This is a genomic window from Streptomyces sp. NBC_00258, assembly GCF_036182465.1.
Classification (GTDB): domain Bacteria; phylum Actinomycetota; class Actinomycetes; order Streptomycetales; family Streptomycetaceae; genus Streptomyces.
The window spans coordinates 5,832,255-5,844,757 of sequence record NZ_CP108081.1 but is presented as its reverse complement, the minus strand read 5'-3'; the positions used below and the strand labels follow the sequence as shown (position 1 = coordinate 5,844,757).

At 71.9% G+C, this 12,503-nt stretch carries 12 protein-coding genes; 5 read left to right on the top strand and 7 right to left on the bottom strand.

The window, feature by feature from the left end; translation table 11 throughout:
- Nucleotides 1-63 precede the first annotated feature (63 nt).
- Both murQ and OG718_RS25850 read right to left on the bottom strand, forming a co-directional pair.
- A complete protein-coding gene (gene murQ, locus OG718_RS25855) occupies nt 64-1,047 on the bottom strand; it encodes an N-acetylmuramic acid 6-phosphate etherase (protein ID WP_328845282.1) in 984 nt (327 codons plus the stop codon).
- A gap of 139 nt (nt 1,048-1,186) precedes the next feature.
- Nucleotides 1,187-2,104 carry a MurR/RpiR family transcriptional regulator gene (locus tag OG718_RS25850; RefSeq protein WP_143639654.1) on the bottom strand — a complete coding sequence of 306 codons (918 nt, stop codon included), beginning with the start codon at nt 2,102-2,104 and terminating at the stop codon, nt 1,187-1,189.
- Between the two features lie 162 nt (nt 2,105-2,266).
- On the opposite strand from OG718_RS25850, the gene OG718_RS25845 reads away from it, so the two are divergent.
- Nucleotides 2,267-2,680 (top strand): hypothetical protein, encoded by a 414-nt coding sequence (locus OG718_RS25845; protein ID WP_143639656.1) that lies wholly within the window; start codon nt 2,267-2,269, stop codon nt 2,678-2,680.
- Nucleotides 2,677-2,952, top strand: a complete 276-nt coding sequence (locus OG718_RS25840) for a DUF4031 domain-containing protein (RefSeq protein WP_143639658.1) — start codon at nt 2,677-2,679, stop codon at nt 2,950-2,952. The genes OG718_RS25845 and OG718_RS25840 overlap by 4 nt, the downstream gene beginning before the upstream one ends.
- A 53-nt stretch (nt 2,953-3,005) precedes the next feature.
- Here OG718_RS25840 and OG718_RS25835 read toward each other — a convergent pair whose 3' ends face one another.
- The 3 genes from OG718_RS25835 to OG718_RS25825 form a co-directional block, all read right to left on the bottom strand.
- Complete coding sequence (locus tag OG718_RS25835; RefSeq protein WP_143639660.1) at nt 3,006-4,100, bottom strand: GNAT family N-acetyltransferase; 1,095 nt, start codon at nt 4,098-4,100, stop codon at nt 3,006-3,008.
- Between the two features lie 18 nt (nt 4,101-4,118).
- A complete protein-coding gene (locus tag OG718_RS25830; RefSeq protein WP_328847833.1) occupies nt 4,119-5,378 on the bottom strand; it encodes a Cmx/CmrA family chloramphenicol efflux MFS transporter in 1,260 nt (419 codons plus the stop codon).
- A gap of 108 nt (nt 5,379-5,486) precedes the next feature.
- Complete coding sequence (locus tag OG718_RS25825; RefSeq protein ID WP_143639662.1) at nt 5,487-6,167, bottom strand: HD domain-containing protein; 681 nt, start codon at nt 6,165-6,167, stop codon at nt 5,487-5,489.
- Between the two features lie 150 nt (nt 6,168-6,317).
- On the opposite strand from OG718_RS25825, the gene OG718_RS25820 reads away from it, so the two are divergent.
- Together OG718_RS25820 and OG718_RS25815 are read left to right on the top strand one after the other, a co-directional pair.
- The gene (locus tag OG718_RS25820; protein WP_143639664.1) at nt 6,318-6,989 is read left to right on the top strand and encodes a maleylpyruvate isomerase family mycothiol-dependent enzyme; all 672 of its coding nucleotides are present in this window, start codon (nt 6,318-6,320) and stop codon (nt 6,987-6,989) included.
- Nucleotides 6,990-7,108: 119 nt separating this feature from the next.
- Nucleotides 7,109-7,798 (top strand): copper homeostasis protein CutC, encoded by a 690-nt coding sequence (locus OG718_RS25815; protein ID WP_143639666.1) that lies wholly within the window; start codon nt 7,109-7,111, stop codon nt 7,796-7,798.
- Nucleotides 7,799-7,902: 104 nt separating this feature from the next.
- On the opposite strand, the gene OG718_RS25810 is transcribed toward OG718_RS25815, so the two are convergent.
- The gene (locus OG718_RS25810) at nt 7,903-9,972 is read right to left on the bottom strand and encodes a HelD family protein (protein WP_328847832.1); all 2,070 of its coding nucleotides are present in this window, start codon (nt 9,970-9,972) and stop codon (nt 7,903-7,905) included.
- A gap of 339 nt (nt 9,973-10,311) precedes the next feature.
- On the opposite strand from OG718_RS25810, the gene OG718_RS25805 reads away from it, so the two are divergent.
- Complete coding sequence (locus OG718_RS25805) at nt 10,312-10,500, top strand: hypothetical protein (protein WP_143639669.1); 189 nt, start codon at nt 10,312-10,314, stop codon at nt 10,498-10,500.
- Between the two features lie 99 nt (nt 10,501-10,599).
- On the opposite strand, the gene OG718_RS25800 is transcribed toward OG718_RS25805, so the two are convergent.
- Complete coding sequence (locus OG718_RS25800) at nt 10,600-12,243, bottom strand: DNA repair helicase XPB (RefSeq protein ID WP_143639671.1); 1,644 nt, start codon at nt 12,241-12,243, stop codon at nt 10,600-10,602.
- Nucleotides 12,244-12,503 lie beyond the last annotated feature (260 nt).

The window sequence follows — 12,503 nt, the reverse complement described above, 5'->3', positions numbered from 1 at the left end:
CCCTTCCCTTTTGGCTCCTCCACCCTCGCACGACCCACTGACAGTCCGGGGAGAGCCAAGGACTCAGAGGCGGGGTGCCGCTGCCAGGGCCGCTCTCAGGTGGCCGTCGCTCTCCTCCAGGAGGCGGGCCGCCGTCGGGCCGTCCACGTTGCCCAGGATGGTGAGGATGGCGTTCTTGACCTCGCCGTCGGTCGCCGCGAGGGCCGTCTCGATCTCCTCGTCGGAGGCGCCGGTGGCGAGCGAGACGATTCGGCGGGAGCGGGCCCGCAGCTTCTCGTTCGAGGCGCGTACGTCGACCATCAGGTTCCCGTACGTCTTGCCCAGGCGGATCATCGTGATCGTCGAGAGCATGTTGAGGACGAGCTTCTGTGCCGTGCCGGCCTTCAGGCGGGTGGAGCCGGTCAGCAGCTCGGGGCCCACGACCACCTCGATGCCGTGGTCGGCCGCCGCCGCCAGGGCGCTGCCCGCGTTGCAGGACAGGCCGACCGTGAGGGCACCGAGCGCCCGCGCGTGCTCCACGGCACCGATCGCGTACGGGGTGCGGCCCGAGGCGGAGACTCCGACGACCACGTCGTCCGCCGTGAGGTCCAGGGCGGAGAGGTCCTCCACGGCCAGTTCCGCCGAGTCCTCCGCGCCCTCGATCGACGTCGTCATCGCCGCCGGGCCGCCCGCGACCAGGCCGACGACCTCGGAGGGGTCGGTGTTGAAGGTGGGCGGGCACTCGGACGCGTCCAGCACCCCGAGCCGGCCGGCGGTTCCGGCACCCGCGTAGACGAGCCGCCCGCCCCGCCCCATCCGCTCCGCGATGGCGTCGATCGCCGCCGCGATGCCCGGCAGCTGCGCGGCGACCGCGCCCGGCACGGTCGCGTCCTCCCCGTTCATGAGCTTCGCGATGTCGAGCGTCGGCAACTGATCGATCTCGGACAGCTCGGGCCGAAAGGCCTCAGTGGTCAGACTCTCCAACTCGGCCCGCACATCACGGTAGTCGGAGGGGGCGGAGTGCGAGGAGTGAGAGGGGGCGTCGGTGGCATCGGCGCTGGAGGTCATGTACGACGGCTCTTTCTGGTGCTGGGCTGTCTGGTGCTTGATTTTCCGGGTTCGGCCGGGCGGGCCCCGTAAGGGGCGCGGGGAACTGCGCGACCAGCCCCCACACACCCGCAGACAGATAACGGCACCCGAGCGAGCGCTAGCGCGAACCGCTCCGGTGGCGATGGGCCAACGCCTCGTACGACGCCGACAACGCGGGCGCCGCAGTCTCGTACGTCCTCTGCGCGACCCCGATGAACAGACAGTCCACCACCAGCAGCTGACTCGTCCGCGAGGACATCGCCGCCGGCCGCAGCTCGCTCTCCCGAGCCGTGGACGTGGTGAGGATGTGATCCGCGTACTGGGTGACGGGACCGTCCGGACGCCCGGTTATCGCGACCGTCGTGGCCCCGTGTTCGAACGCGACCCGCAACGGCTCGATGACATCCCCCGTCGACCCGGAGTGCGTGATCGAGATCGCCACGTCCTTGGCCCGCAGCTGCACGGCGTTGGTCACCGCGAGATGCGGGTCGCTGTGCGCCTGCGCTATGAGTCCGATCCGCAGGAGCTTCTGGGTGAGGTCCTGCGCGACGAGGCCGGACGCCCCGACGCCGTACACGTCGATACGGCGGGCGGCCGCGAGGGCACCTACCGCCGCGCCGAGCTGGACCGTGTCCAGCCCGGCCGCCGTGTCGGCGAGCGTCTGCTGCTCGTCGTACGCGAGCTTGGCGACCACGTCCGCGATCGGGTCGTCGACCGCGATGTCTGCCGTCACGGCGGGGGCGCGGCCCGACTGCTGCTGGGCGGCGAGTCCGGCGAGGGCCAAGCGGAGGTCGCGGTAGCCGGGGTAGCCGAGGAGGCGGGCCGTGCGGACGACTGTCGCCTCGCTGGTGCCGGTCAGTTCCGCGAGGCCGGTGACCGTGAGGGCCGCGCAGCCGGCGGGGTCGGCGGCCACGGCCTCGGCGACGCGCTGCATGGAGCGGGTCATGGAAGGGGCGAGTGTGCGCACCTTCGCTGCGAGGGCCGCGGGGGCCGGCGGGGCTTCGCCCGCGAAAATTTCCTTCACTTCGTGGGTCACGTATGAAAGATATTTTCGCCACGGGGGAGGGTCAAGGGGGTGGGTGCTGCGTCCGCGGGCCGGTGGGGGCTTGTCGCGCCACGCGGCGGAGCCGCACATGTATACAGCCCGCGCCCCTACGGGGCCCGGCGCCGCGCTGCTCGGTTGGCGCACAATGGACGTATGGATTCTCCGCCCTCTCCCCATCCCATCAGTCCCTTGGAGCAGGCGTTGCACGCGGCGCGGGCGCTTGTGCTTGCCGATCTTGCGGCCGGTGAGGTTGCCGACCCGGACGTCGTCTCGTTCGTCGAGGAGTCCGTGGTGCAGCGGCGCTGGTGGGTGGAGCAGTGGCCGGAGGGGGTCGACTATGTGGCGGGGCTCGTCGCCCAGGACGTACAGGACGCGCTCCTGGAGCGGTACGGGCGGTGGCCGTTGTGTCCCGTCTGCGGTGCCGGTGACCCCCATGCCCTGGAAGTGGAGCCGGAGTTGGGGGCCGACCCGCACTGGGTGTGCCACAAGGCGGGAGTGAAGGTCTCGGCGGTGGGCGCGCTCAAGGCGGCCGGCGGCGGGACCGGTGGGGGGACGCTCTCCTCGTGACCGTCTACATCGACCCGCCCGACTGGCCGGGGCACGGCCGCATGTGGTCCCACCTCGTCAGCGACGTCTCGTACGACGAACTGCACGACTTCGCCCGCCGGCTGGGCGCCCCCGCCAAGGCCTTCGAGCGTGATCACTACGACATCCCCTCGCACCGGTACGAGGACGCGGTCGCGGCCGGAGCGGTGGAGGTCCGCAGCCGCGAGGTGGTGCGGCTGCTGCTCGCTTCGGGGCTGCGCAGACCCAAGGGGCGTGCTGTTCCCGGGAGTTGACGGGCCCGACACCTTTCCGGCATCGGTCGCGGCAGCCGTCGCTCGCGCGGCGATCAGCCCCGCAGCTCGTACGCGTACTGCTCCCCGCCCTCTCCCTCTCCGCCCTCGCCCGCCCCGCTCACCCGGGTGAAGCCCGCGCGTGACAGCACGTTCTGGGAAGGGGCGTTGACGCGGTCCACCGTGGCGAACAGGGACGTGACGTCGTCGCGGGAGAGGGCCCAGGCGGACAGGGTGCGCAGGGCCTCGGCGGCGTAGCCGTTGCCGCGGGCGGACTCGGCCAGGTCGTAGCCGACCTCGGCGCGGCCGTCCTCGTCCGGGGAGCCGTGGAAGCCCATGCCGCCGACCGCGCGGCCGTCCTCGCGGCGTACGAGGACGAACAGGCCGAACTCCGGTCGGTGCACCCCGGCCTCGTACGCCTTCGTCACCATGCCGGCGGCGTCCCGGGTGCCCTCGAAGGGGCCGCCCTCGATCCACTCGAAGCCGCCGGTGCCGCCCGTGCGGAGGTCGGCGGCGGCCGCGGGGGTGACGCCCTGGAGGGTGAGGCGGTCGGCAGGGATCACGAGGTTGTTGTTCCAGCGCCAGGTGGTGAGGGGCGCGCGGCCGGGCAGGTCGCCGCGGCCCGTGGCCCACAGGAGCGTGCGCCAGTGGTCGGCGCCGGGCGCGGGCCTGACCTGCGGGAAGATCCGGGTGAGCACCGCCTCGCAGAGCGCGGCCGGGGGCTCGTACGCGATGCCCAGGCCCTCGGCGATGTCGTGCGTGTGCGCGAGCACCTCGGTGACGCCCATCGCGGCGAAGCCCTCGCGGTTCGCGCTGCGGAAGGGGTACGGGTGGAAGGCGCGGGCCTCGCGCGGGGCGGTGCGGACGGCGGCCGCGAGCAGGGTGCCGGTCGCCTCGACGACCTGGAGGACGTCCTCGGGGCTCTCGCACTCGTCGAACGTGATGTCGAACGGCACGTAACGGTCGGTGGGGAGGCCCGCCAACTGCCCCGCGTACGCGATGCAGTCCGACGCGATGTGCTCCGCCGTCCTACGACAACTCCAGTCCAGACGGCCCGCCTTGACGCTCCAGTCCCGGTCGGCCACCCGCCGCAGCACCGCCACCGCGTCCGCGACGGCCTCTTCCACCTGATCCCCGCCCATAGCCAGCATGCCGGTGACAATAGGTGATCAGTTCGCCGAACGAGACTGATTAATCGGCTCGTTGGCGGCTGTGGCGGCCGTAGAGGCTGCCGTGGCTGTGGAGGCTGCCGGGGCTCCGGCGATCACCACGCGCGAGGCCGCCGTACGCCGGTGCAGGCGCAGCGAGACCGCCGTCACCGCGCCCGCCGTGACCGTCAGGGCCGCGCCCGCCCAGGCCGGGGAGGCGAAGCCGAGGCCCGCGTCGATGACGGCACCGCCGATCCAGGGGCCGCCGGTGTTGCCGAGGTTGAACGCGGCCGTGGTGGTGGCACCGGCCAGGGTCGGGGCCTTGCCCGCGACGTTGAACATCCGGGCGTTCAGGGCCGGGGCCGTGTAGAAGGCGGAGACACCGAGGAGGAAGGCGAGCGTGACGGCGGCGACGGCGTACTGCCCGAGCAGCGCCAGCGCGACCAGCAGCACGGACGAGGCCGCGATACCGGAGAGCAGCACCCCGAAGAGGTGCGCGTCCGCGATCCGGCCCCCGATCATCGTGCCGATCAGCGCCCCGACGCCGAACAGACCGAGCACCACGGGCACCCAGCTGTCGTCGAGCCCGGACACGTCGGTCAGCAGTGGCGCGAGATAGCTGAACGCACAGAAGACACCGCCCGCGGCGAACGCGATCAGCGAGATGGAGAGCCAGACCTGCCGGTCGCGGTAGATCCGCAGCTCCCGCCTGAGCTGCGGCTTCTCGTCGGGGAGCGGGATACGGGGGATGAGCGTGGCCACTCCGACCAGCGCGACCGCGGAGGCAGCGCCGACCGCCCAGAACGCCGAACGCCAGCCGAGGCTCTCGCCCAGGAAGGCGCCCGCCGGGACACCGAGGACGTTCGCGATGGACAGGCCGCCGATCATCACGGCCAGGGCACGGGCCCGGGCGTTCACCGGAACCATGGCGATGGCCACGGCCGCGCCGACCGCCCAGAACCCGGCGCAGGCCAGCGCGCTCACGACACGGGACGCGAAGAGCACGGCGTAGTTCGGGGCGAGGGCGCCCGCGATCTGGCCCACCCCGAAGACCGCGATGAGCGAGATCAGGGTCGTACGGCGGGGCAGCCGGAGCGTCGCCACGGCCAGCAGCGGCGCGCCCACCACCATGCCGACGGCGAAGGCGGATATCAGCAGCCCCGCGCGCGGAATCGACACGTTCATGTCGTCCGCGACGGCCGGCAGCAGGCCGGAGAGCATGAACTCACTGGTGCCCAGTGCGAAGACGGAGAGCCCGAGGACGTAGACGGCCAGGGGCATGCGGGTGCGGGTGGCGGTGCGGGTGGGCGTGGCGGAGCCGGCGCTCGTGGGGACGGGCATATCAGGTGCCAACCTCAGGGATGGGCCTGTCATTCCATCCGGTGCCGTTCAGCCCGTCAACCGGTTGAGCTCCGACTCCAGGTTCAGGCGTGCCGGACCCTCCCATTCCCTTGTCCCGTACGGGGTGTGGAAGAGGCGGGGCAGTTCCAGAAGCTGCCGCAGGATCGCCGCGCGGCCCTCGCGGAAGGCGTCCGGCGGGACGAAGGCGTACTCCTCGCGGACGGCGGCCGTGTAGGCGGCGTACGCGGCCGGGGGCGCGGCGAGGATCGCCAGGTCGGCGTCGCAGAGCACCTGGCCGTTGGGGTCGTCGTCGGCCGGGGCGTGCGTGACGGTGAGGCGGACCAGGCGGGCGACCTCCGCCGTGCCGGCCGCGGAGACACCGGTCTCGGGAAGCGCGCGCTCGGCGAGCCGGGCGGACCGCTCCTCGTTCTCGGAACGGTCCGGGAGATAGACCGCGTCATGGAACCACGCGGCCAGCCGGACCAGGTCCGCGTCGCCCGCGTACTTCTCGTGCGCCTCCAGCACATCGATGTGGTCCAGGACCGCCGTCAGATGCTCGACCGTGTGATACCGCCGCTGCGGCTCGGACCAGCGGGAGATGAGGTTGTCGGCGTAGGGGGCGGGGTCCACCTGGGCCCCGTCGTCACGGGCCCCTTCCAGGGCACGGAACCAGCGGGAGCGCAGGGCGCCAAGCGGGTCGGTGGTGTCAGGGGCGTCGATGTTTGCCATGGGGTCATTCTCCGCCGGTCCACTCTCCATGTACCGGGGGCCCTCAGCGCCCCTTCAGGGGCGCGGGGAACCGCGCGACCAGCCACAGCCGGCCCGCGGCTTTCCACGACCGTACGACCCCGCTCCCCGCGGAGCGCCTAGCGTGGATCCATGACTGCCGCAGACACGCACCCCGTACGCGATCCGGAACTTCCCGGCCGTCTCCTGGCCGCAGAACGGGACGCCCTGATCCCCTTCCTCCGAGGGCGACCCGAGCACGACTTCGAGGTCAGGACCTGCTGTCCGGGCTGGACCGTGCGACACGTCCTCGCACACTGCTCGGCCGCGTTGTCGCGGGTCGTGGAGAGCCGCTACGAGGAGGGGGTGTTCAGCCCCGAGGCGAACGACCGGGACATCGCCGAGCGGTCCGGCCGGTCCCTCGCGGAGATCCTCGACGAGCTGGAGCGGGGCATGACCGACGCGGGCCCCGTGATCGCCAAGGCCGGCGGCGCGCTGGACGGGGTCGGACTCGGCGAGTGGGTGCACGCGGGGGACGTACGGGACGCCTGGGGCGAGCCCGGGGCGTACGCGGGTGCCCAAGTGGGGCCCGCGCTCGACCTGTTGGCGTGGATCACCCGTGACCGGGGGCGGCCCGCCCTGCACGCCGACCTCGACGACGTGGACGAGCCGCTGCTGCTCGGCGCGCCCTCGGGAGACCGGCCGCCCGCCCGGTACATCGGCGACGCGGCCACTCTCGTACGGCTTCACGCGGGGCGCCCGCTGACAGGGACGCGGTACGAGCTGGCGGGGGCGACGGAGGCGGAGCTCGATCTGTTCGGCTGACCCCGGCGGCGGCCCCGGGCTCCGGCCCGGCCGACCGGTCCCGGTCCGTCGGTCCGCGGCGTCGAGCGCGTAGGCTGACTATTGGACTAGACCTGTAGCCGCCCGAGGGAAGAGGTCCTATGAGTGAGCGTGCAGTCCTGGAGGTGATCGCCCTCGGTGTCGAGGACGCGGTCGCCGCCGAGGCCGGAGGCGCGGACCGACTGGAGCTGGTCACCGACATGGCCGCCGACGGGCTGACCCCGCCGGTCGCGACCTTCGCGGGGATCAGGGCCGCCGTCGGTATCTCGCTGCGCGTGATGCTGCGCCTGGCCGACGGTTTCGAGGCCGGGGACGTACGAGGACTCGTGCGGGCGGCGCGGGAGCTGCGGGCCGCCGGGGCGGACGAGTTCGTGCTCGGGTTCCTGGACGAGACCGGGGAGCCGGACCTGTCCGCGCTCGACGCGGTGCTCGCCGAGCTGGACGGCTGCCGCTGGACGTTCCACCGGGCGATCGACCGCGCTGCCGACCGCGACGCGCTGCGCAAGAGCCTCGCCGACCTGCCCGGCCTGGACACGTACCTCACGGCGGGGTCGGCGGCGGGCGTGGACGAGGGCCTGACCACCCTCCTCGCGGAGGCGGCCCGCAGCGGCGAACCGGGGTACGAGCCGCAGCTCCTCGTCGGCGGCGGCCTGCGCCTCGACCATGTGCCGGGGCTGCGGGCCGCCGGTGTCGACGCCTTCCACATCGGGGGAGCGGCACGGCCCGGCGGCTGGGACGTGCCGGTCTCGGCGGAGGCGGTACGGGAGTGGCGGACGGCGCTGGACGTGTGAGCGCTGGGCGCTCCGCTGGGGTGCGGATATGCGTCTGCGGGTGCGTGGGGGCTGGTCGCGCAGTTCCCCGCGCCCCCAAACGGGCCGCTTCCGGACTGGAGCTGTCAGTGTTCCGACAGTTGGGGCGGCAGCGGGGCCCCGTGTGTCACGATCAGGCCCGAGACCGCTCGGGTCAGGGAGACGTACAGGCGGCGCAGGCCGGTGCGTTCGTCCGGTTCGCCGTCGACCACGGCCCGGGGTTCGTCCAGGACCACGTAGTCGTACTCCAGGCCCTTGGCGAGCGAGGCCGGGACCAGGGTGAGGCGGGTGGTGAGGGTCGTCTCCTCGCCGGGGCCCAGGTAGGGGAGCCCGGCCGCCGTCAGGGCCTCGGCAAGGAGCGGCACGCGCGCGTCGGCCGCGATCAGGCCGACCGAACCCTCGTTGCGCAGCAACTCCTCGCAGGCGGCGACCACTTCGGTGTCCGCGGTGTCCGCGGTGGCCGGGCGTACCTCGAAGAAGCCCGGGTTCTCGCGGACCGACGCAACCGGGGTCAGGCCGGGCGCGATGTGGGGGAGGAGCCGGGACGCGTACGTGATGACGTCCGTCGGCACACGGAATCCGGCCGTCAGCTCCTCGACGACCGCGTCCCCCTTGCCCAGGTGGGTCAGCGCCTCGTCCCAACTCCGGGTCGCCCAGGGCGTCGTGCCCTGCGCCAGGTCCCCGAGCACGGTCGCCGAACCGGTCGTGCAGCGCCGCCCCACCGCCCGGTACTGCATGGGGGAGAGGTCCTGCGCCTCGTCGAGCACCACGTGGCCGAGGGAGTGCGTGCGCTGTACGAGGTCGGTGGCCTCGTCGATCAACACGGCGTCCGCGGCGGCCCACTTGGCGGACTTGACCGACCGTACGGGCCTGGCCCAGAGGATCGTCTTCTGCTCGTCCTCGGTGAGGACGCCCTCCGCGTGGATGGCCAGGAAGTCGGCGTCGGAGAGCAGGCGCAGCACGAGCTTCGCGGGGTCGACCGGCGGCCAGAGAGCCTTCACCGCCGCCTTCACCGCGGTGTTGCGGGCCACGGCGTCCTGCACCCGGTCGTCCGGGGCCTCGCCCGACCGCTCCATCTGCACCAGCACGGCGTGCGCGATGCGCTGCGGCAGGGCCTCGCGGGCGGCGCCGTACCGGAGGTCCCGGTCGAGCAACTCCCGGACGATGACTTCGAGTTCGTACGCCGGAACGCGCCAGCGCCGTGAGCCGCGGACCACCATGACCGGCTCGGTGGGCATGGTCACGTGCGAGCGGACGGCCCGGCGCAGCACCTCGGCCATCCGTGCGTCGCCCTTGACGACCGCGGCCGCCGCCTCGTCCCTGCCCCGCACCTCCACATGCGCGACCAGGTCGTCGACCGTGGCCTGCTTGACCTCCAACTCGCCCAGTGCGGGCAGCACTTGCTCGATGTAGTGGAGGAAGGACGCGTTCGGCCCGATGACCAGGGTGCCGGTGCGGGCGAGCCGGTCGCGGTGGGCGTAGAGGAGGTAGGCGACCCGGTGCAGGCCGACCGCCGTCTTGCCGGTGCCCGGACCGCCCTGCACGCAGACCGAGCCGCCGAGGCCGGACCGTACGATCTCGTCCTGCTCGGGCTGGATCGTCGCCACGATGTCGCGCATCGGGCCGACGCGCGGGCGCTCGATCTCCTGCTGGAGCAGCTTGCTGGTGGTGGTGTCCCCCGACGAGTCGGCGGGGTCGGAGAGGTGCTCGTCCTCGTACGCGGTGAGGTCGCCGGCCGTGTAGCCGAAGCGGCGGCGCAGGGCGATGTCCAGCGGGTTCTTCTTGGAGGCCCGGTAGAAGGGCTGGGACACCGGGGCACGCCAGTCGATCACCATCGGGTCCCCGTCGGCGTCGTGCACGTGCCGGCGCCCGATGTAGAAGCGCTCGCCCTCCGCGCCCTCCGCCTGGTCCGCGCCAGGGGAGTGCAGATAGTCGAGGCGGCCGAAGAAGAGCGGGGTGTGCGAGAGGTCCGCGAGGGCCTTGACGCGCTCCTCGATCTGGCGGGAGAGGACCTCCGCGTTGACCCAGTTCGCGGTGACGTCCCGGATGTCGAGCGACTCGACGTCCTCGCGCATCGAGCGGAGGGCGGCGCGGGAGTGGGTGAGGTGGGTGCGCTCGCGGGAGAGCGGGTCGTCGGACGGATCGGGGGCCGACATGGCGGAGTCGGGCGGGGTGGACACGGGTGATGCCTCCGGGGCCTGGAGCCTGCTGCGTGGGTGTGCCTCATCGCCGTATGGCGGGGCTGTCGCCGTATGGCTGAGCTGTGTGCCGACCGGTTTCCGTCCGGACGGCGGCACTCCGCGAGGGAGGCGGGCAAGAGCGGAGATTTTAGGCGAGAGGGGGTGGCGGGGGCCAACCATTTATCGCGGCATCCCCTAGGGGACGCGGTCCCCCTCCCTACGGGGGACGGCTCACTCCGGAGTCGTACGAGGCGACGACGGAGGTTCGGTCCACAGGCCGATGAAAGCGGAGGGGGGAAATTCCACTATGGATACATGAGCACAGCGACCTTCACCCCAGCCCCCGTCAGTCCCGGCCCACCCCCGGGAGCCACCGCCCTCCACGGCAGCCACCGCCACCGCCTCGGCGACACCCTCCGCGCCATCAAGGTCTTCGCAAGCGCCGCGATGGGCGTGGTCCTCCTCGGCGAATACGAGGAGGAAGCAGGCGTACGCCGCCGGTAAGCGCGCCGTTGCCCTTCAGGGGCGCGGGGAACTGCGCGACCAGCCCCCACCGACCCGCACCCTCCCGACGAACCGAACCCCTCCCCACGAACCCCTCACTCAGCTGTCCGCGAGCAACTCATCCGCATCCACGATGCGATACGCATACCCCTGCTCGGCCAGGAACCGCTGCCGATGCGCGGCGAAGTCCTGATCGATCGTGTCCCGGGCCACCACCGAGTAGAAGTGGGCCTGGTGCCCGTCGGCCTTCGGCCGCAGCACCCGCCCGAGCCGCTGCGCCTCCTCCTGGCGGGACCCGAACGTGCCGGACACCTGGATCGCGACAGTCGCCTCCGGCAGGTCGATCGAGAAGTTCGCGACCTTGGAAACGACGAGAACACTGATCTCGCCCTGCCGAAACGCCTCGAAGAGCTTCTCGCGCTGCGCGTTCGACGTCTCACCCTTGATGACAGGCGCGTCCAAGTGCTCGCCCAGCTCGTCGAGTTGGTCGATGTACTGCCCGATGACGAGGATCTGCTGCCCGGCGAAACGCCGCACCAGCGCCTCCGTCACCTTCCGCTTCGTCACGGTCGTCGCGCAGAAGCGGTACTTCTCCTCCGTCTCGGCGGTCGCGTAGGCGAGGCGCTCGGCGTCCGTGAGGTTGACGCGGACCTCCACACAGTCCGCGGGCGCGATGTACCCCTGCGCCTCGATCTCCTTCCAGGGAGCGTCGAACCGCTTCGGGCCGATCAGCGAGAACACGTCCGACTCACGGCCGTCCTCCCGGACCAGCGTGGCCGTCAGACCGAGCCGCCGACGCGCCTGCAGGTCCGCCGTGAACTTGAAGACCGGCGCAGGCAGCAGGTGCACCTCGTCGTAGACGATCAGACCCCAGTCGCGGGAGTCGAACAGCTCCAGGTGCGGATAGACACCCTTCCGCTTCGTCGTCAGGACCTGGTACGTCGCGATGGTGACCGGCCGGATCTCCTTCTTCGTACCGCTGTACTCCCCGATCTCCTCCTCGGTCAGCGAGGTCCGCTTCACCAGCTCGTGCTTCCACTGCCGGGCGGAGACGGTGTTCGTGACGAGGATCAGGGTCGTGGCCTTCGCCTGGGCCATGGACCCGGCGCCGACCAGCGTCTTTCCGGCGCCACAGGGGAGTACGACCACCCCTGAACCGCCGTGCCAGAAGTTCTCCACCGCCTGCTTCTGGTACGGCCGCAGCGCCCAGCCGTCCTCGGCCAGTTCGATGGGGTGCGCCTCGCCGTCCACGTACCCGGCGAGGTCCTCGGCCGGCCAGCCAAGCCTCAGCAGCGTCTGCTTGATCTGGCCGCGCTCGGAGGGGTGCACGGCGACCGTGTCCGGGTCGATCCGGACGCCGACCAGCGGAATGACCCGCTTCGAGCGGAGGATCTCCTCCAGCACGGGCCGGTCGGTGGTCGTGAGGACGAGCCCGTGTGCCGGGTCCTTGCTCAGCGTCAGGCGGCCGTAGCGGTCCATCGTCTCCGCGATGTCGACCAGCAGCGCGTGCGGCACCGGATAACGGCTGTACTGCACGAGCGCGTCCACGACCTGCTCGGCGTCGTGCCCGGCCGCACGCGCGTTCCACAGCCCGAGCGGCGTCAGCCGGTACGTGTGGATGTGCTCCGGTGCCCGCTCCAGCTCGGCGAAGGGCGCGATGGCACGACGGCACTCGTCCGCCAGCTCGTGGTCGACCTCCAGGAGCAGCGTCTTGTCGGACTGGACGATGAGTGGACCATTCACGCGTGCGTCCCCTTCTGCACAGCTGTGCGGTGTGCACGGCCAAACGTCCAGTGTGCCTGATCGTCCACGCCGCACGCCTCGAACCGGGTGACGCCCCGTCCTGTCCTACTGGATGTCTATTCATTCCAATGAGTGGTGGGAATTCAGATTTACGGCCGCGGACCCGAAGAATGGCGATCCCCGCAGGTCACTGCCCCAGGTCACCGCCCAGGGAGAGCCACTGTTGTCCGCACCCGGTCACATCCACAGTCATGCCCCGC